General features: G+C 53.2%; 17 protein-coding genes and 1 tRNA gene. 16 read left to right on the forward strand and 2 right to left on the reverse strand.

What is annotated here, in order from left to right; genetic code table 11:
* Positions 1-92 precede the first annotated feature (92 nt).
* Complete coding sequence (locus CPA45_RS05125; RefSeq protein ID WP_096650531.1) at positions 93-2039, forward strand: ligand-gated channel protein; 1947 nt, start codon at positions 93-95, stop codon at positions 2037-2039.
* Between the two features lie 143 nt (positions 2040-2182).
* Here CPA45_RS05125 and CPA45_RS05130 read toward each other — a convergent pair whose 3' ends face one another.
* A complete protein-coding gene (locus tag CPA45_RS05130) occupies positions 2183-4408 on the reverse strand; it encodes a TonB-dependent receptor domain-containing protein (RefSeq protein WP_096650532.1) in 2226 nt (741 codons plus the stop codon).
* Between the two features lie 298 nt (positions 4409-4706).
* Here CPA45_RS05130 and CPA45_RS05135 point away from each other — a divergent pair, with 298 nt between their 5' ends.
* From CPA45_RS05135 to CPA45_RS05155, 5 genes are all read left to right on the forward strand, one after another.
* Positions 4707-5633, forward strand: coding sequence for an ABC transporter substrate-binding protein (locus CPA45_RS05135; RefSeq protein ID WP_096650533.1), 927 nt, complete (start codon positions 4707-4709; stop codon positions 5631-5633).
* Between the two features lie 56 nt (positions 5634-5689).
* Positions 5690-6658, forward strand: coding sequence for a FecCD family ABC transporter permease (locus CPA45_RS05140; protein WP_096650604.1), 969 nt, complete (start codon positions 5690-5692; stop codon positions 6656-6658).
* A 108-nt stretch (positions 6659-6766) separates the two neighbouring features.
* The gene (locus tag CPA45_RS05145) at positions 6767-7876 is read left to right on the forward strand and encodes a FecCD family ABC transporter permease (protein WP_244287528.1); all 1110 of its coding nucleotides are present in this window, start codon (positions 6767-6769) and stop codon (positions 7874-7876) included.
* Positions 7873-8682, forward strand: a complete 810-nt coding sequence (locus CPA45_RS05150; protein ID WP_096650535.1) for an ABC transporter ATP-binding protein — start codon at positions 7873-7875, stop codon at positions 8680-8682. Before CPA45_RS05145 ends, CPA45_RS05150 begins: the two co-directional genes overlap by 4 nt.
* 42 nt (positions 8683-8724) lie before the next feature.
* A complete protein-coding gene (locus tag CPA45_RS05155; RefSeq protein WP_096650536.1) occupies positions 8725-10560 on the forward strand; it encodes an ABC transporter ATP-binding protein in 1836 nt (611 codons plus the stop codon).
* Positions 10561-10567: 7 nt separating this feature from the next.
* Here the strand turns inward: CPA45_RS05155 and CPA45_RS05160 are convergent, their stop codons facing one another.
* The gene (locus CPA45_RS05160; RefSeq protein WP_096650537.1) at positions 10568-11158 is read right to left on the reverse strand and encodes a hypothetical protein; all 591 of its coding nucleotides are present in this window, start codon (positions 11156-11158) and stop codon (positions 10568-10570) included.
* Between the two features lie 128 nt (positions 11159-11286).
* Between CPA45_RS05160 and CPA45_RS05165 the strand changes: the two genes are divergently transcribed.
* The 10 genes from CPA45_RS05165 (at position 11287) to trbL (ending at position 20416) form a co-directional block, all read left to right on the forward strand.
* Positions 11287-11363: transfer RNA gene (locus CPA45_RS05165), tRNA-Ile, on the forward strand.
* A 96-nt stretch (positions 11364-11459) separates the two neighbouring features.
* Entirely contained in the window at positions 11460-12527 is a 1068-nt protein-coding gene (locus CPA45_RS05170; protein WP_096650538.1) for a site-specific integrase, read from the forward strand.
* A 127-nt stretch (positions 12528-12654) separates the two neighbouring features.
* Positions 12655-13683, forward strand: coding sequence for a hypothetical protein (locus tag CPA45_RS05175; RefSeq protein WP_096650539.1), 1029 nt, complete (start codon positions 12655-12657; stop codon positions 13681-13683).
* 554 nt (positions 13684-14237) lie between these two features.
* The gene (locus CPA45_RS05180) at positions 14238-14450 is read left to right on the forward strand and encodes a plasmid-related protein (protein ID WP_096650540.1); all 213 of its coding nucleotides are present in this window, start codon (positions 14238-14240) and stop codon (positions 14448-14450) included.
* A 9-nt stretch (positions 14451-14459) separates the two neighbouring features.
* Entirely contained in the window at positions 14460-14837 is a 378-nt protein-coding gene (locus tag CPA45_RS22690; RefSeq protein WP_133066774.1) for a hypothetical protein, read from the forward strand.
* Positions 14838-15423: 586 nt separating this feature from the next.
* Positions 15424-15795 (forward strand): conjugal transfer transcriptional regulator TraJ, encoded by a 372-nt coding sequence (traJ, locus tag CPA45_RS05190; protein ID WP_096650542.1) that lies wholly within the window; start codon positions 15424-15426, stop codon positions 15793-15795.
* Between the two features lie 34 nt (positions 15796-15829).
* Positions 15830-17611: a TraI/MobA(P) family conjugative relaxase gene (gene traI / locus CPA45_RS05195; protein ID WP_096650543.1), complete on the forward strand. Its 1782-nt coding sequence runs from the start codon at positions 15830-15832 to the stop codon at positions 17609-17611.
* A 286-nt stretch (positions 17612-17897) separates the two neighbouring features.
* Entirely contained in the window at positions 17898-18665 is a 768-nt protein-coding gene (trbJ, locus tag CPA45_RS05200) for a P-type conjugative transfer protein TrbJ (protein WP_096650544.1), read from the forward strand.
* Positions 18666-18675: 10 nt separating this feature from the next.
* Positions 18676-18906, forward strand: a complete 231-nt coding sequence (gene trbK / locus CPA45_RS05205; RefSeq protein ID WP_096650545.1) for an entry exclusion lipoprotein TrbK — start codon at positions 18676-18678, stop codon at positions 18904-18906.
* Between the two features lie 13 nt (positions 18907-18919).
* Positions 18920-20416, forward strand: a complete 1497-nt coding sequence (trbL, locus tag CPA45_RS05210) for a P-type conjugative transfer protein TrbL (RefSeq protein ID WP_096650546.1) — start codon at positions 18920-18922, stop codon at positions 20414-20416.
* The last annotated feature ends 9 nt before the right edge of the window (positions 20417-20425 follow it).

A 20425-nucleotide genomic window follows, 5' to 3' on the forward strand; every position in this document is an offset into this window, starting at 1 on the left:
CACCTCTTTGCGCAAAGGGTGTGTAAAAATATAAATGTTAATGTTTCGCATTTGTCTTTGCGGTTTTGTCGCTACTCCCAAGGAACACGTTTATGTCTTTATGTTTTCGTCGCAAGCTGTTGGCCAGCGTCGTTTCTACGCTGGCCAGTGGTGGAGTGTGGGCGCAAGAAACGCCCCGCTTAGACGATATGGTGGTTACTGCCTCAGGCTTTGAGCAGCAAGTTGCTAATGCTCCTGCGTCTATTAGTGTTGCCACACGTGAGCAGCTTGAAAAAGGTTATTACCGTGACGTTACCGATGCACTGCGCGATATGCCGGGTGTTATCGTGACGGGCGGTGGAGGCGGTGATAATGGGTATGATATCTCGCTACGCGGTATGCCAGCACAGTACACGTTGATTCTTGTGGATGGTCGCCCCCGGAGCTCTAGGGATTCTCGCCCTAATGGCAGTGCCGGGTTCGAGCAAGATTGGCTGCCACCGCTTCAAGCTATTGACCGTATCGAAGTTGTACGTGGCCCGATGGCAACGCTATATGGCTCCGATGCCATTGGCGGCGTTATTAACATCATTACGCGCCGAGTTGCTGATGAGTGGAGCGGGAATTTACAGTTGGATACTGTGATCCAGGAAAGCAGCAGTTCCGGCGATAGCCGAGATGCGAACTTCTATCTTAGTGGCCCACTGGTAAGTGACCAGCTGGGGCTGCAGCTTTACGGCCGGACCTCTCAACGTGACGAAGATGATATTGTCAGTGGTTATAATGACAAGTCATTACAAAGTCTGACCGGTCGCTTAACTTGGACACCAAGTCAGCAGCATGATATCTCCCTAGAAGCGGGATATACCGATCAAGAGCGCAGTTCTACACCGGGACGATCAGTAGAAGTTACCGATGCTGAAAGCAACAGTAAGCACAATAGTCGGCATCTGGCGCTAACACATAGCGGCAGGTTTGATATCGGTACGACAGAAACTTTTGTACAGCGTGAAAGCACTGAAAACGTGGCCCGGGATATTACCATCACCAATACCACCGCTAAAACCAGCCTGGTAATGCCGCTGGGTGTGCACATGGTAACGATAGGTGCCAGCTACGAAGATGAGTCATTGGAAGATACGACAACCAATAGTATCTCTGCTGATGTCACTAACCTCGACAATTCCAGTTGGGCAGTTTTCTTAGAAGACGAGTGGTACTTAACCGATACTTGGTCTCTGACCGGTGGTGTGCGGGTTGATGAGTCTGAGGATTACGGCAGCCATGTTAGCCCTCGTTTATATAGCGTATGGAATTTCTCGCCTGCTTGGACCATAAAGGGAGGTGTTTCAACAGGCTATCGTGCTCCAACGCTGCGCGAAACGTCTCCTGACTGGGGAGCTGTTAGTCGTGGCGGTAATATTTACGGAAATCCAGACCTTAAACCGGAAACCTCGCTGAACAAAGAGCTCGGTGTTCTATATGACAGCGGCCAGAGGATCAGTGGTAGTTTTACGGTCTTCCATAATGATTTTGAAGACAAGATTACGCGTGTTTCCTGCCCAATCGACATCTGTAGTGCTGGGCCTAACCAGTTTGGTAGTGATCCGACCACTTATCGCAATGTGGACGAAGCGGTTACTCAAGGTGTAGAAATGAGCTTGGCCGCAGAGTTAATGGATAATGTTTCTTTGAGAAGTAGTTATACATACACGGATTCCGAGCAGAAAAGCGGCGAATATGCAGGGCAGCCCCTCACCAAGTTGCCTCGTCATCAGCTATCTACCACGTTGGACTGGCAAGTGACACCTGAGCTTACTCAGTGGACCAGAGTTTCATATCGTGGCAAAGAGAGCCAGCCCACCGGGGGACGTTCCTCAAGCACTATTGTGGCACCATCCTATACGTTCGTGGATGCGGGGATTGGCTATCGTTTAACACCTAGCGCTACGATTAATGCCGGTATTTATAATCTGTTTGATGAAGAGATCACTTACGATGAGTATGGCTATATAGAAGATGGTCGACGTGTCTGGTTGGGGTTAAACGTTTCCTTCTAATCAGAATAGAAGCATCAGAACAGAAGGGCAGCGGCTATCCATTGATAGCCGTTTTTTTGCATCTGGCACGGGAGCACAAAAAAAGCCCCGGTGCGTGACCGGGGCAGAAGGTTCGGATTGAAACAGTAGCGAGCTAGAACCAACTAGAAATCGTAGGTTGCAGAGATCCAGAAACTGCGACCATCCAAAGCGACACCACTTGTTGACTGCGCAGTCTGTGTATAGCGATAGGCGCGCAGCGTTTCGCCGTTATGCTCGAAGGTGTCTGAGCCAGTGAAGTCTTTATCAAACAGGTTGTAGATAGTACCCGTCAAGCGCACGTTGTCACTGAAGCGGTAAGAGTTGCGTAGGCTAAACAGTGCGTAACCATCCAGCTTGTTACCGAGCTGATTAACCAAAGAGGCGGACTCACCGCTGGGGGTGCCAGTGATACGCTCACGGGAGGAGTAGTATTCACCTTCCAGGGTGGTGCTCCAGCGGTCGGTGACTGCCCAAGTGAGGTCAGCAGTTAGCTTATGCTTCGGTGTGTTAGTCAGTAACTGGCCTTCATTAACACCGGTAGTAACTTCTGAGTCGGTGAAGGTGTAGCCGCCGCTGATATGCCACGCTGGTGCGATTTGATAGCTTGCGTTTAGCTCTACGCCACGGGTCTCGGCTTTATCAATATTGATTTGTTGGCTGAAGTTTTCCTGAGCAGTAAAGTTGCCGATGTTGATGCAGTTGCCAAGCCCCGCATTGGGCGTATTACCGTTGCTGTCGATAAACTGACAATTGGGTATAGCAGTGCCGCTGGCAATACGATCAGTAAAGCTGTTGTAGAACACGGTGGCACCCGCAGCAAAACCGTCTTGATTATCGTAAATAGCACCGATTTCATAGTTGGTGCTCTTTTCTGGTTCAAGATTCGGCGAGCCAATGGTGACTGTGCGACCTTGTGAAGTGAATCCGGTTACGCCGTCATGTAGGTCGTTAAGCGAAGGTGTCTTATAACCACGGCTCACACCACCTTTCAGCGTCCAGTTGGGGGTAGTGTTCCAGACTAAATAGCCGCGCGGGCTGAAATGACCACCAAATGCGTCATGATGTTCATAGCGTCCGCCAAAGGTGAACGCTAAGTCATCGCGCAGCAACCATTCATCTTCTGCAAACACAGCCCAGCTGTTCTGTTCAAAAGCCTGGTTACCAGCTGCACCATCCTCTAATTTGGAATCAATGTATTGGCCACCAACAGTGACCATGTGATCACCCAGGGGAGCAACAAATTTGCTATCAACGACGATATCGCGGTTCTCAAGCAGTCGCGCTTCGCCACCCTGTGCATCATAGCCGTACTCAGGAGCGCTTCCTGCGGGTAGGGTGCGCCCTAGGGTTTCAGTAGTATTGTGAGTAACGCTGCTTTCCCAGGTGCCTGCGGCATAGCGGCCAGTGTGTCCTACAGCGATCTGGTCGCGGTTAAAGCGGAGTTCATCTACTTCATAGCCCCAAGCACTACCTGGTGATTCTTCTGAGCAGTCTCGTGTCCGTCCGTCCAGGCTACCCAGGCGGCAGTCGTCATTGTTATAGACTTGGCGTGAACGCTCGGCATCCAGCCAGAATTCATTGGTGTCGTCCGGCGTTACGTTTAAGCGTCCGCCGATAGAGTAAATACGCCCATCAGAAGGGCGGGGGTCGCGGCCAGAGCCATTCTCAATCATGCGCTCAGAGCCGTCGCGGTCAAACAGGCGGCCGCGTAGCTGCAGGCCGACTCTGTCTTCTACTAAAGGTCCGGAAGTGTATAAGTTGATCGTCGAGCTGTTACCCGCGTCGCGATCTTGCTGGAATTTGTTTTCAACAGAAACAGAGCCTACCCAATCTTCGCCCACGCGACGAGTAATGATGTTAATAACACCACCCATAGCGTCAGAGCCGTAAAGTGTCGACATCGGCCCACGGATAACCTCAATCCGCTCAATGGCGGAAAGTGGTGGCATAAAGCCGGTAGAGGTTTCGCCAAAACCATTGGGGGTTACGCTTCCGGAGGTATTCTGACGGCGACCGTCGATCAAAATAAGTGTATAGGCGCTTGGCATACCGCGAATTGATATGTTCAGGCCACCGGTTTTGCCGGTACCAGAGCGCACATCAACACCGGGAACATTGGCAATGGCTTCGGCAATGTTAGAAAACTGCTTCTGCTCAAGCTCTTCACGCGTCACCACTGAGATGCTGGCTGGAGCATTGTTCAGCGTTTGCTCATAGCCAGCAGCGGTAACAACCATGTTGTTGAGCGTAGTGCTGTTCGGTTGCGTCGCTTCTTGGGCGTTGACCGTGGTGGCGGCAACGCCAAGAGCAATAGCGCTGGCTAAGGCGGTGCGAGTAAAGCGTGGCATAGCGATCCCCTGCTGATATTCATTGCTAATGATATTGATTATCAAATAAGGCGAGGATTCTAAGAAGAAAAGTTCCCATGCGCGAGCTAATATCAGGGAACAATGCGTTCCGTGATTGGCAACTCTGGCTGGCAACAGAAAGTCACCTGCAAGACAAGTGGATAAGACGACTGACTAAGTAGGGGGCGAAGTGGGGGAGGTGTTGCAAAAAGTGGAACAAGAAATTCGCTGCAATGTTAATGCAAGTGATGTTGAGAATCGTTATTATCGTAACGACAGATAAACAGGAGAGTCACTTATGCGTTACACGTCACTTCGCAATGGGTTGGTGGGGATCGTGGTAAGCGGTTTGCTAGCTGGCGCGGCTCAAGCACGCACTCTGGATACCGCCTATGGTGAAATTGACGTAAACGATGCCCCTGAGCGCGTCGTAACGCTATATGAAGGGGCACTAGATGCTGCCCTAGCCGCTGGCGTGGTCCCTGTGGGCGCTGTCACCACTCGCGGTGGAGATAATGTCGCTGAATATATAGAGGCTTATCTGGATGATGAGCGTCCAGCAATTGTAGGCGTTGTGCGTGAAATCAATATCGAAGCTGTACTCTCCCAGCAGCCGGACTTAATTTTGGCCGCTGCCCAGCTTCCCGAAGAGCAGTATCAGTTGCTTTCCCGTATTGCACCCACTGTGGTGCCCCATGCCCAGCCATTGGCAGCGGATAACTGGGAAGCCGAAGCGCGTCTTTACGGCCAAGCACTTAACCGTGAAGAGGCCATTGAAGAGGCGATCGCTGCGGTAGACCAGCGCACCACTGAACTTGCCAAAGCTATTTCTGAAGCGAATGTAGGGGGGAGTGCCTTCTTAGCACGCTGGATGCCTTCTGGTCCTATGGTGATGTCAAAAGAACTCATCGCGACCGGTTTGATGGCTAAAGTGGGGCTTGATGTACAGGATGCGGGTCTGATTAAAGAAGACAGCGCCCACAGTGACGTACTTAGTTTGGAAAACCTTTCTCAGGTAGACGGTGACTGGTTGTTCCTGGCAACCCTAAATGCTGACGGCCAGGCGGCACTGGATGCCGCTAAGCAAAGCGCCGCTTTTACCCGACTTAATGTGGTGCAAAGCGAGCGGGTAGTGCCGGTGAATGGTCAACTGTGGAGCAGTGCCAACGGCCCGCTTGCTGCCCAAGCCATTCTGGATGACATCGAGAACGCGTTATTGCCGTGACATCACTTGCCAATGTTGTGGGTAGTGCCACCCGGCGTTACCCACCCCGTATATGGATGCTTATTCTGCTCACCGCCCTTGTGGCGGTGAGTGTCGTTAGCCTACTTATTGGCGCAGGAGAGGTAGGGCCACAGCGGGTACTGGGGCTGTTGCAAGGTAGCCAAGACAGTGACGCACACTTTGTCGTGTGGGAGCTACGCGCCCCGCGTACCCTAATCGGCATTGTGGTTGGTATTGCACTTGGGGTGGCGGGGGCGCTTTTACAAGCGGTTTCCCGTAACCCACTCGCTGAGCCTGGCCTGCTAGGCGTGAGTGCTGGGGCCGCTTTTGCGGTGGCGCTGGCGTTAGTGCTTGGGGCCAGTGCTGCGACACTGCGTATCTCTGTTGCTCAGTTGGGGGCACTGATGGGGTGTGTCTGCGTACTCAGCGTGGCGCGTTTTCGTGGTGTGGGCAATGACCCGGTGCGCTTGGTGTTGGCAGGGGCAGCGTTTTCTGGGCTATTAGGTTCACTTAGTTCCTTAATACTGCTGTATGACCAGCGTGCTGCCGATGAAATTCGCTTCTGGGTGATTGGCAGCCTTGCCGGGCGGCGGTTGGATGATTTGCTAGCTGTGCTACCCAGCCTGTTAGTGGCCGGGATTGTTATTGTAGTAATGGCACGCCCATTAGCAGCGCTTGCGCTGGGGGAACGAGCGGCAAGCGGCTTGGGGCACCGGCCCGGATTGATCCGCTGGATGGCGGTGGGCTGTGTAGCATTATTGGTAGGTGCGGCCACGGCTATCGCTGGGCCAATTGCGTTTGTGGGGCTGGTAGTGCCATTTGTAGCCCGAGCCTTCGCCGGACCAGACATTCGCCGCACGTTGTGGTTTTGCCTGCCTATCGGGCCGCTGATTGTGCTCACGGCAGATATTATTTCCCGCGTAGTGGTGGCGCCTTCCGAGCTGCCGCTAGGCGTACTAACCGCGCTGTGTGGTGCACCGGTGCTGATTGCTGTTGTGCGTGCCAAGCGCTTGCCCATGTTATGAGCTCTCGTATGAACTCTCGTATGAACTTTCATATGACCTCTCGTTTGCTAAATACCACGGCGCCAACGCGGTGTGGCTATATTTTGGTTGTCTGTTGATATGAAAATAATGGCGAATAATCCGTCTTTAGGCGGTGTTGCTACCCCGTTAAATGAGGCTGCGCAGGAGGATGGAGTACCGCCCCCCAATGGATACTGGCTCGTAGCCTGGCCGCTAGGTGGTTACAGTGTGTTGCTAGAAAAACGCGCTGTGGTGGTCAATGCAGGCTTGTTAATTGCGCTGTTGGTGGCTTGCTTGCTCTATTTAAGTTTAGGCAGCGTGCCACTGGCTCCCAGTGCGGTGATTGCTGCAGTCATCGGGAAAGGCGATATGATGACTGCCTTTATGGTTCAGGAGCTGCGCTTACCACGCCTGGTTGCCGCCTGTTTTACTGGGGCAGCATTCGCGCTTGCTGGGGTGCTGATGCAAACCTTGGCCCGTAACCGCTTAGCGACGCCTGGTATTATCGGGATTGATAACGGCGCAACCGCTTTTGCGGTGGCCTCGATTGTGGGTATGGGGGTTTCTATTGCGCCACCTGCTATGGCGCTGGCAGGTGCAACCACCGCCGCCGTGCTTACCTTTGGCCTTGCCGCTGGTAGCGGCACTCAGGGCTATCGGTTTATTGTGGCAGGGATTGGTGTTGGAGCAGTATTTGGTGCTATTACCCAGTTGTTACTGGCGCGGGTAGCGATTGATACCGCCAATGCGGCCTACCCCTGGACCGTTGGCTCGTTGAATGCCCGTCCCGGTGGGGCGGTGCAACTGCTGGGCATTGGTTTGGCGTTGGGGTTAATTGCGGCGCTGGCACTGGCGCGTTCGCTTACCTTACTGCGCTTTAAAGATGCCACTGCCAGTGGTCTAGGGGTCAGCGTAAAGGCGCGAAGGCTACAGGTTTTGATGCTTTCCGTGATACTAACCGCCTTTGCGGTAGCGGTAGCTGGTCCGGTGGGCATGGTTGCGCTCATTGGCCCTGAAATCGCCCGCTCGCTTTCTAGCGCCCGCCATGTACCTATTGTTGCCTCTCTCCTGTCGGGTGCCTTAGTGATGCTATTGGCTGATCTTGCTGGGCGCACACTGTTTGCACCTATCGAAATTCCGGTGGGGATTGTCACCGCCGTGGTGGGCGGCCCCTGGTTGCTCTGGATACTCATGCGCCCACAACGGAGCCACTCATGAACAACCCATCTACACCACCCACGCTTGCTACTGATGCGTTAAGCCTGAGTTACGGCCAGCGTCGGGTGATTGAAGGGCTGGGCGTTAGCCTGCCTAGTGGCCAAGTCACTGCCATTGTGGGCCCCAACGGCTGTGGTAAATCTACCTTGCTGTCCGGCCTTGCCCGATTGCACAAACCCGATAGTGGGGCGGTGCTATTGGATGGCGGCGATATACAACGCCTGCCCGCACGCCAGTTGGCCACCCAGCTAGCGCTACTGCCCCAAGAAGCGGTGGCGCCGGAAGGTCTAACTGTTACAGAGCTGATCCGTTTTGGCCGCCAGCCCCATCAAGGCTGGCTGCGCCAGTGGTCAGCAGAAGATCAGCAAGTGGTACTTTACGCGCTCGCCGCTGCAGGGTTGGAAAAGCTGGCCGACAGACCGCTAGAGGCACTTTCCGGTGGGCAGCGCCAGCGCGCCTGGATCGCCATGACCATTGCCCAGCAAACCCCACTACTATTATTGGATGAACCCACCTCCGCGCTGGACTTAGGGCACCAAATTGAAGTATTTGAGTTAGTGCGCCATCTTGCCTGCCATGGCCGCACCGTGGTGATGGTACTGCATGATCTAGCCAGCGCCTGCCGCTACGCGGATAATCTGATTGCCATGCGTGGCGGCCAGATTATTGCCCAGGGCCCGCCAACCGAGGTAGTCACACCAGAGCTGGTACGCGAGCTATACCAGGTAGAGTGCACGCTGCTGATAGACCCTGCCACCGGTAGCCCGCTGCTGGCCAACGTTCGCCGCACGGCGCAGCCTGCCTAACCCCGTGTGGGGCACCAACATAGTAACTGAAAAGGAACCGATGTGGCTTCTTCAAAGCCTAGCTCCCAAGCGACGCCCTCAAATCAAAGCTTTCATGCGTTAGTACGGCTATTACGCTATGCCAAAGGTTATCGGCGGCGTATAGCCGCTGCCACTACCTGCTCTATCATCAACAAACTATTTGATATAGCCCCTGAGATTCTCATCGGTGTGGCGCTTGATGTTGTTGTAAACCAAGAAAACAGCTTTGTTGCACGGCTTGGGTTTGAAACTCCCCAGGAGCAAATCGCCATCTTGGCGGTGCTGACCTTTGTTATTTGGGCGGGTGAGTCGCTGTTCGAATACCTCTACCAAATTTTGTGGCGTAATTTAGCCCAGCGGTTGCAGGCTGACATGCGCCAGGACACCTACGAGCATGCCCAGCGGCTCGATATGGAGTTTTTTGAGTCAAAAAGCTCCGGCCAGCTTGTGGCTACCATGAACGACGATGTGAATCAGTTGGAGCGCTTCTTGGATGGTGGCGCCAATTCGCTAATACAGGTAGCTGTGACCGTGGTGGCAGTGGGGGCGGTGTTCTTCGTGCTCTCACCGCTGATTGCACTGCTCGCCTTCACACCTATTCCGCTGATTATTTGGGGAGCGTTTTTTTTCCAACGCAAAGCGGGCCCGTTATACAGCGATGTACGTGAAAAGGTTGGTGACCTAGCTAGCCGTCTTTCTAATAACCTAAGCGGCATTGCCACCATCAAAAGCTTTACCAGTGAAGCGAGGGAAGCCGAGCGGCTGCGCGATGCCAGTGAGGCTTACGTAGAAGCCAACCGCCGAGCGATTAGGGTTAGCTCCGCCTTTATTCCAGTGATCCGGATGGCAATTCTGGCAGGCTTTTTGGCGACCTTTACCGTCGGCGGCATGATGGCGCTCAATGGCACCTTAAACGTTGGCGCTTATGGCATTCTGGTGTTTTTGACCCAACGGCTGCTGTGGCCGCTGACTGGCCTTGCCCAGGTGATCGATTTGTTCGAACGGGCTATGGCTAGCACCCGACGGATTCTGGACCTGTTGGAAGTGCCGATTGTCGTTAAAGACGACAGCACCAAGCCCCTGGGCGCACCGGTGAAAGGCGACGTGCGTTTCGAAGAGGTAAGCTTCCTGTACGCCTCAAGCCAAGTAGGTGTGAGCAGTGTGGACCTACACGTGCCAGCAGGTAACACCCTAGCGCTGGTGGGAGCCACCGGCTCTGGTAAATCGACCCTGATCAAATTGTTGTTGCGCTTTTATGACCCTGAAAGTGGTCGCGTACTGGTAGATGGCCAGCCGATTACCGACGTTAGCATGCACTCGCTGCGCCAAGCGGTTGGCCTGGTTAGCCAGGATGTGTACTTATTTGAAGGCAGCATTCGCGACAATATTGCCTATGGCAAGCCTGAGGCTGGTGAGGCGGAAATTATCGATGCCGCTAAAACTGCAGAGGCGTGGGGTTTTATTGAAACGCTACCACAAGGGTTGGATACCCCGGTAGGTGAGCGGGGTGTGCGACTTTCCGGTGGTCAACGTCAACGGCTTTCGCTGGCACGAGCGCTACTTAAAGATCCTCCTATTCTAGTGTTGGATGAAGCCACCAGCGCGGTGGACAACGAAACCGAAGCGGCCATTCAGCGGTCACTAAAGCGTATTGCCCACGGCCGCACTGTGATTATGATTGCCCACCGGCTTTCCACTATCGTTCACGCTGATGAAATCGTAGTGATTGAAAAAGGCCAAGTGGCCGAGCGTGGCAGTCATTCAAGCTTGCTAGCCGCCAATGGTCACTACGCCGCTCAGTGGCGGGTACAAACCGGTGCAGCATTGGCGGGGGATGTAGAAGCACTGAATGCTTAAGAAGCCGTTAACGGTTAACCAGTAGCGCATTTAGCGTAACGGGCACATGATCGTCGATCTCCTGATAGCCCAGCAACGACAGCACGGTACGCACCGTGCTGTTTGCCATCAGCGCTTTGCCATCCATCGCCATGGGCTCAGCATGGGTCACGCGTATCTCATTCAACCCTTCGCGGGTAAAGCGCAGCGGAATAGACTCCTGTTGGTTCACCATATCTGACTGAATACGAAACGCCAGCGTCTCAACCAATGATTCCCCAATATCCAAATCATCTAAGCGCTCTGGTGGCATTTGCGCCACTAGCGTTACTAATGTGGTATTCGCCAGCAAACCTATCCAGGGCGGTAACTGGCCAAAGCGCTCAAGTACATCGGTTTGGCTAAGCTTTAACGGCAAGCGCAGGGTGCCATCACTGGAGATATCACCCTGCAGATTGCGCACTTGATGGTGGTGCGTTTGGGGTGCATCGCCGTTTAACTGGGTAATAGACGCCTGAACACGCGATTGGCCAGGGTCTAGCTGCCAATCCGCATGAACTGGCATCGCTAATAACAGCGGGATAAGAGCAATCAAAGCTTTCACAGCGCGTCTCCGCATAAGGAACTCTTTACCAGACCTCGCGCTTTTAAATAAGTGCCCCTAAAAAAATTGCCGTTATCACCATAAGATAGCGTTGCTAGGGGTAGCCTCGCCCGAACACATTCGTTATTATATGCACGCTTTGCGGGCCTATAGCTCAGTTGGTTAGAGCAGGGGACTCATAATCCCTTGGTCGTAGGTTCAAGTCCTACTGGGCCCACCATTAAAATCAGTAGTTTAGCAGTTTTCTCTGGTGAGTCCCCTACTCCAAGGGTACAGTTTCGGTACAGTGCCGATCTTTCAGACCTTGGAGATTTTTGTGGCCACTATCGTCAAGACCCCCTCTGCAACCTGGAAAGCCGTCATCCGCAAGTCGGGTTGGCCAACCACTGCAAAGACCTTCCGTACCAAACGTGACGCCCAGGATTGGGCGCGCCGCACTGAAGACGAAATGGTGCGCGGCGTTTATATTCAGCGTAGTGCCTCAGAACGAATGACGCTTGAAGCAGCGTTAAAGCGCTACTTGGCCGATATTACTCCTACCAAAAAGCCCAGCACCCAAAAGAGCGAACGCCACAAGGCCAACACCCTTATTGAGCACTTGGGCAAGTACTCCCTCGCAGCGCTGACGCCGGAGCTAGTCGCTAACTACCGTGATAAGCGTTTAAACACTTTGGGACGCCGAGGGGAGTTAATCAGCCCCAGTACTGTGCGCCTAGAGCTTGCTTTACTTGGACACCTCTACACCGTGGCCATCCAGGAGTGGGGCCTCGGCCTGACCTATAACCCCGTCCAGAACATCCGCAAACCCAGCCCTGGAGAAGGCCGCGATAGGCGCCTGAGCCCCGACGAGGAGAAGCGCCTGTTCGACGTGCTACGGCAGCACAGCAACCCCATGCTGGCCTGGATTGCCAGAATCGCCTTGGAGACGGGCATGCGCTCATCCGAGATCCTAACCCTCTCTCGTTCACAGGTCGACGTGAAACGCCGCGTGGTGCGTCTCACCGACACCAAGAACAACGAAGCTCGCTTGGTGCCGCTGACTCAGGCCGCCACCGAAGTATTCAAGCAGGCGTTGCACAACCCGGTACGGCCGCTCGACTGTGACTTGGTGTTCTTCGGTGAGCCTGGCAAGGGCGGTAAGCGTGGGCCATATGCATACACCAAGCTTTGGAATCAAGCGAAGAAGAAGGCAGGGCTCGATGACTTCCGTTTCCATGACTTAAGACATGAGGCCGTCAGTCGACTGGTTGAGGTAGGGCTATCCGATCAGGAGGTCGCCGCGATCAGTGGCCACAAGTCAATGCAGATGCTGAGGCGGTATACGCATTTGAGGGCTGAGGATTTAGTGAAGAAGCTGGATGGTCTGCGTGACAGTTTTATTTAACTGTTCGACTTGTTCGAGAGGATGGCAAGAAGGTCATGAGTGAAGCCTGAGTAAACATGCGAGTTCCAGATGATGAGCACACTATCACTCATGTGCAACATATTCTAATTTTAAATAAGGTGGATTTATGGATAAAGAGAGATTGGAGAAATATTTCTATGAAAATGTTGCTAGTGTATTTTGGTCATCTATTCTTCTTATAGGTGGTGTGATTTTTGTAATTTATTATGCTCTTATAGGGTATATGCCGGATTTTGATTTAAAGTCTTCAGTAACTATAACTGCAGCTGCTTCTATCACGTCAATTGTAATCATCTTTATGACGCTAGTTATGATGGTGTTTGCGGGGTCTTTTTGGGGAGGAGTTTGGAATTTTTTAGGAGATAGTTCAGAGCTTAAGAGATATTGGTTGGAAGGTGATGCTAGTGCTGGTTTTCGTAATCTATTAGTCTGGTTTTCAATTCCGCTATTTTCTGTTTATCTCAGTTTGGGATTAAGTCTTTATGCAGAGAGCTGGCATTGGATGATCGTTCTGGTTCTTGTTTTATTAACATATTTATCTTATCTCTGTTCTTGTCACGGCTTTGGGCTAGTGAAGGGGGGTAAAGAGTTCTTTTTCTTAGTAGTTGCCACTTTTTTTTCGTCCTTTTTTATATTTTTCCCATTATATCTTATTTTTAGGTTGTCAGTTTTGGAGTTCGAGAATATTAGTGGTATGTCATGGTTTTTGGGGCTTGTATCAGCGATATTTATAGTTTTTATAAACACATTATCCGCTTCTTCACAAGGCTCTTCCACTCCGTATGTGAAAGAGTTTGTCTTGGGGCTTATGGCCATTTCTATGATATTTATATCCTTTGGTAAGTTTGACAGAATTCCGTTTGGCGTTATGGGAATCTATAAATTTGGAAACATAGAGGCTTCTGAGTTGGTTCTTAAAAAGGAAGGGTGTCAGTTGTTTCAGTCACTTGGTATCAGTGTGTTAGACAAAGGGTATGATGTTTGTATTGTGAAAAATGTGCTCATTCTATCTCGATTAGGGCGCGAAGCTTACTTGGAAATCGATCAAAGTGGTTCAAAATCATTGAGGTTGACACTACCGTCGACATCTATTGCATCTTGGACACTTCGGAAAAGTAAAAACGATAAAGGTTGATACCTATAATCGTTAATGGCTTTTAAGCTAAGAGGGTTGGCTTTCTTTGGTTTTTATGTAGTATGTAGTATGTTGTAGTAGCATACAACATACTACATTGGTTGAAAGGTGTTCATCCCCTTGGCAACAAGTAGGAAAAATTTAGCGGCTAAAGTTTCTTCTGCTTCTCTGATGTTTACTCAGTGGTATGAATACTCGTTACCACCTTCTACTTCATAGCAGTTCTCATGCTGGTCACACTTTTTTTAAGTGCTCATTCGCTTGCGGTATTGTGGTCATAAATAGCGCCCCTCAAGTGTCAATGAAATTGAAGTGACTAAGTCTCGTGTTTAGTAGGTCTCTCTCAAACCGTTTTTTATTGTTTTGTGAAACTGATTTTGTTTTTTTTAAATGAGCTTTTATTTCTTTTTTAAAACTCTTTGATAAAGTATAGGTAAACTTTTGGCTTGGTGTTTAGCTATACTTTTAAGAATAATAATAAAGTGTTGAAAGTTTTTTGAAGATAACGTAAATATTCAAAACGAAGCCTTTAATTGCGTTATCTGGAGATGGTTATGACAACCGAAGAGCAGTTGCTTGAACGCTATGGACCATTGCTTTCTTTAGCTGAATTATCAGAGTTGTTAAAACGCAGCCCCGATGGACTACGGATATCGTTACAAAGTCAGTCAGAGTTTGCCGTGAAGTGGAATGCCGCCAAGAGGAAGGTTGGAAGGCGTGTCTATTTCCGTGCAACTGACGTTGCCGGACTGATTGACGAGTCCTGAGGGGGAGCTGTGAACGATACCGCCATCATCCGTCGCCGGGTGCGCTCAAATTTCACAACTCTCAACAATGAGTTGATTCGAGATCGACGAATTTCCTGGAAAGCCTTGGGCATTCTGGTGTTCGTGCTTTCTCTGCCCGATAACTGGCAGCTCAGGCTATCCCACCTTTCAAAAGAGAAGGAGGTTGGCTCTGGTCGAGATGCTACGAGAGCGGGGCTGAAGGAACTTCAACAGGCGGGGTACCTGTGTATTCAACGTGAGCGTGGTGAATGTGGAAAGTTCGTGCGCACCGCATGGTTAGTCACTGACCGACCAGGTGACTTTGAGCTTGATCCACCACGTTCGGATTTTCCGAATGCGGTTAATCCAACTCCGGATAGTCCGTAGGCGGAAAATCCAATACTACTAAGTAAATAGGATAGAAAGTACTAATCCTAGTAAGTATTTAGGTAGTAAGTATATGAACGGCATTCGCCGTGTTTCGCACGCCAAGGAAGAAGATGCCAATCACATCAAATGACACTCAGTAAGCCAATGATATGGAAGAAAAGGGCTGCGTGACAGTGTTGTTGACACTTGAGGGGCAGCGCTTCTGATTCATTGACATTTGAGGGGCAGTGCGGAAGCCGCGTGGAAAGCTGTGTATTTGAATGTGGAAAGCGCAAGGACACCGCTATGTGTAAATCGCTGTTAGATCGCTTCTTTATCGCTGTAAGTGTCGGCGTCATAAGGTTTTGTGGCGGTATGTCACGGATGCACAGGAAAAAAGCAGACCCGTGCAACGAAATGCAGAGAAATAGCGATGCTTTGCACATGGCGTACCTACAAGAATCAACGCTGAAGTGCGGGCAGGATGTGTGAAGTAGTCCCACCCCGCAAGCGTGGTGTTCCTCTTCACTGGTCCTTATTCGCACCTGCGGTGCTCAACGGACATCCTGCTCTGCGAGGCATGGCATCTGAGATAGGAGCTGGCATGCGTGAGAAGCAAAGAGTGACACGGAAGAACAGCACTCCGCTCAAAGTGTACTGCCTTCCGGAAGAGAGAGAACTGATCGAATCCAACGCCAGGCAGGCAGGGCTAAGTGTCGCCTGTTATCTGCGGGAAGTGGGGCAGGGCTATCAGGTTAATGGCGTTATGGACTACGAGTATGTCCGCGAGCTGGTTCGTGTAAATGGAGACTTGGGACGTTTAGGGGGCTTGCTCAATCTCTGGCTGACAGATGACGTGAGAACGGCTCACTTCGGGGCGGCTACCATCCTTAGCCTGCTTGGAAGGATCGAAGCCACTCAGGAGGAAATGAGTCAGGTGTTGAAATCCGTGGTGCAGCCAAGGGCCAGATCGTGAATTTTTTAGCCGCTAAAATGCGAGACTGGAACTGATGATCGCCAAACACGTTCCCATGCGCTCCCTGGGAAAGTCAGACTTTGCTGGTCTGGTGAACTACATCACCGACGAGCAAAGCAAGGAGCACCGTCTTGGCGCGGTACGGCTGACCAACTGCGAGGCGTATTCGGTCCAGGATGCCGTCAGCGAGGTACTAGCGACCCAGTTCGGTAATACCCGAGCGAAGAGCGACAAGACCTATCACTTGATTGTCAGCTTCCGGGCTGGAGAACAGGTTGAGGCCAATACCCTGGTGACCATCGAGGACCGTATTTGCCAGGGGCTGGGCTTTGGAGAGCATCAGCGCATCAGTGCCGTTCACAACGATACCGACAACCTGCACATCCATATCGCCGTCAACAAAATCCACCCGACGCGCAACATCATCCACGAACCCTACTACCCACACCAGATGCTGGCCGAGTTATGCGAGGTCATGGAACGTGACTATGGGTTGCAGCAGGACAATCACATGCCGCGCCGACGCGGGGCCGAATCGCGAGCCGCCGACATGGAGCGTCATGCCGGTATTGAAAGCCTGATCGGTTGGATCCAGCGCGAGTGCCTGGACGACATCAAAACCGCGCAGTCCTGGTCTGAGCTACATCAGGTCATGCGTGACAATGGCCTGGAACTCCGGGCGCGGGGGAATGGGCTGGTTGTCGTGGCCGGTGATGACGCGGCGGTCAAGGCGAGCACCCTGGGGCGGGATTTCTCCAAGCCGAAGCTAGAGGCCCGTTTCGGCCCGTTCGAACCTGACCAGGCGCAACAGGCCAAACCCCGCCGCCAGTACTGCAAAGACCCGGTACGGCTGCGCGTGAACACCACCGAGCTTTACGCCCGGTTCAAATCAGAACAGCAGAGCGCGGCAGCCAAAAAGACGGCGGCCCTGGACAAAGCCCAGCGGCAGAAAGACCGCCGGATTGAGAGCGCCAAGAAGAAAGGCAAGGCCCGGCGGGCGGCCATTAAGCTCACCAGCGGCAGGCTGACCAAAAAGGTGCTGTATGCGCAGGCTAGCAGCGCCCTGAAAGCCGACATTGACGCGATCCAGAAGCAGTACCGGGAGGAACGCCAGGCGATCCATGAGGCCCACGGACGCCGCTCCTGGGCCGACTGGCTCAAACGGGAAGCCTTGCAGGGCGATACCGGGGCACTGGCCGCGTTGCGAGCCAGAGAGGCCGCCCACGGCCTCAAGGGCAACACCTTGAAGGGTGAGGGACAGGCGAAACCCGGACATGCGCCGGTGATCGACAACATCACCAAGAAGGGCACCATCATCTACCGGGCCGGAGCCAGCGCCGTGCGCGACGATGGCGACCGGCTACAGGTGTCCAAGGAGTCCGACCAGGCAGGCATCCAGAACGCGCTAAGGATGGCGATGGAACGCTACGGCGAGCGCATCACCGTGATCGGTTCGCCGGAGTTCAAAGCGCGTGTGATCAAGGCGGCAGCGGATGGGCAGTTGCCTATACGGTTTGCGGACGCCGGGCTGGAACGTCGCCGACAAGCCTTGGCGAACGGCGAGAACACCGCCCCGGCCAAGACCCGAAGCAAACGGGCGGGAGTGCCGCCCATCGGTCAGCCGCCACCCCCGGTGCGCCGGAACCGGCTGCAATCGCTGTCCCAGGCCGATGTGCTTCACCTTGAGGGACAAGCGGGCAAGACTCCGACACCGCCCCCACGGGGGCCGAGCGAGCAAGAGCGCCGCAAAGCCAAGTTACGGGCAGAGATGGACGCCAAGAGGGCAAAAAGACAGCAAAAGGGACGCTCACTATAGTGCTTCCCCTTTGGAAGGCGGCAACAAACAGTAGATGCGATTAACCCTTGGGAAGCCTAACCGTTCCCCAGGACAATGACACCGATGTTCAACAACCATTGGCCGCGCGTTCTGACGGTGTCGCGCAGGTCGGACGCCGGGATAGTAAGTGACGAGCTATCCCTGTAGAGGTCCACACTTCACCGCTGGGTTCTCCGGCAGGGGTAGTGGCTCGCAATCTTCATGAGCGAGCCGCTACAGGTTGGTGAGTGCAACTTAGTCACGATGAAGCTAAGAGCACTCAATCATGAGAAGAGAAAGAATTTTAGCGGCTAAAATTCCTGTCGCGGTCATGTCCTTGGCGTTAACCGCTTCCATGCCTGCCCAAGCGGGCATCCCTGTCGTCGACGGTACCAACCTGCAGCAAAATGTTATGACGGCGATGGAGTCCGTCTCTCAGACTCTCAAGCAGATCGAGCAGTACCAGACGCAGTTGCAGCAGTATGAAAACCAGTTGCAAAACACCATGGCTCCAGCGGCCTATATCTGGGACAGGGCACAATCCACGATTAATGATCTGATCCAAGCCACCAATACGCTTCAGCATTACCAGAACCAGCTCGGCAGCCTCGATGCCTACCTGGGCAAGTTCCAGGACGTAGCGTATTACCGGAGTTCCCCCTGCTTTAATGGCGGCGGTTGCACGGATGCCGAACGTGCAGCGATGGATGAAAACCGTCGCCTGGCGTCTGAATCGCAAAAAGCGGCCAACGATGCGCTCTTCCGAGGGCTGGATCAGCAACAGGATAACCTGGCGTCTGATGCTCGACAGCTTGAGCGTTTGCAATACGCCGCCCAGGGCGCGGATGGCCAGCTTGCCGCCATTGGTTACGCCAACCAGCTCGCCAGTAACCAAGCCAATCAACTCCTGCAAATCCGCAGCTTGCTGATTGCTCAGCAGAACGCTGAAGCCGCCCGTCTCGTTGCCGAACTGGATGCTAACGCCAGAGGGGAAGCGCGGGAAAGGCAGATGCGTACCTGGAATTACCAACCTAGCGCAGCAGATCGCTATTAAGGAGACTGCGATGAAGAAGATCATCCCACTTGTGGCAGCTGTTGCCTTGGTAGGTTGTGAGCAGGAAACGGTACCAGAGGCGAGCGCGATCACGTGCGCGCCAGTTTCGTTTCAGCAGACCATCAGCGAGCTAAGTCGGGAATCGAACCGAAAAGCCTTTACCGAAGCCTGCCGGTCGTTCGAAAAGGCCCAACGCATGCGGGAATGGGAGTTCGAACCCAGCTCTCCCGACAGATATTGAGGGAGGGCGTCGCATGAAACGATTCGTTTTTGGTGGTTTGGGCGTGATGGCCGTCGTCATGCTGTCCGATACCGCAATGGCTCAGGAGCTATCCAGCAGCAACATCATGGATGATGTGTTGGACCGCTTTCATTCCGCGGCATCAACGTGGGGGCCTGCCATAGAAGCGGCCGCCAGTCGGTTGTTCTGGACCCTGGTAGTGATCTCGATGGTCTGGACGTTCGGCATGATGGCGCTGCGCAAGGCCGACATTGGTGAGTTCTTTGCCGAGCTTGTTCGTTTCACCATCTTTACAGGCTTTTTCTGGTGGTTGCTGACGAACGCGACTCAGGGCATGAACATCGCGGGAACCATAGTACAGTCATTGCAAACCCTTGGGGCACAAGCCGGTGGCCTCTCCAACGCCAACTTGGGGCCGTCCAGCATCCTTGATATCGGTTTTGAACTGTACGACCAGACGGTGAAGGCTACGTCAGAGTTGAGCTGGAAACAGTTTGCCACTGCGTTGGTGATGGAAGGTATGGCCTTGGCTGTATTGCTGGTGTTGGCGATTATCTCCGTCAACCTGCTCCTGCTGCTAGCCGCGAGTTGGATACTGCTCTATGCGGGAGTATTTTTCCTGGGGTTTGGTGGCTCCCGCTGGACATCAGACATGGCAATCAACTATTACAAGGCTATTCTCGGCATAGCGGCTCAGTTGATGGCAATGGTGCTCCTGGTCGCCATCGGTAGGGAGTTCATTACTCACTACTACTCGCAGATGAGCGAGAACATGGCGTCCCAGGAGTTGGTCGTGATGCTGGTCGTTTCGGTGATCCTGCTATTTCTGGTTAATAAGATTCCACCGATGATTTCCGGCCTCGTGTCGAGTGGCAGTGTGGGAGCAATGGGCATCGGGTCATTCGGTGCCGGTGCTGCGGTAGGAGCAGCCATGACAGCGGCAGGTATGGCCCTCACGGCGGGCAAGATGGCTGGGAACGCGATGTTGGGCGGTGCGGCGAATGCAGTAGGTGGCGGGTCAGCCATCAAGGCTGCTTTCGAGAAGGCCCAGTCCAATATGTCGGGGTCTGGAGCTGACATGCCGAGCTTTGGCACTGGAGGTGACAGCAGCGGTGGTGGGAGTGGCAGCAGCTTCACCGGAGATGAAGCTGGCACCGGTGACACCCCATTTGCGCAGGCGGCTGGTTTCGCTGGTTCTGGCTCCCGATCTGGTGGCGGTAGCGGATTCAAGCGAGCAGCATCCTTGGGAGCTGGAACGGCTGGCGAGCTAGCTAAAGGGGTTGGGTCGAAGGTGGCTGGGAAGTTCCAGGGCAAGGTTGATCAAACCGCTGGTGGTCGCATGGCGTCATCCATCCGCGCGAGCATGAAGCCGGAAGGGGATAGTAAGGTCGCAGAAGCGGATGATTCTGTTCCCTCGTTCGATAGCGACAGCTTGGGTGGTAGTGAACGTCAGCAGGATCGTAATGACGAGATAGCTAGCTTTGTGAACCGTGGCCAGCAGGACATCTAAGTTGAGCGC

Source organism: Vreelandella nigrificans (assembly GCF_002374315.1).
GTDB lineage: Bacteria > Pseudomonadota > Gammaproteobacteria > Pseudomonadales > Halomonadaceae > Vreelandella > Vreelandella nigrificans.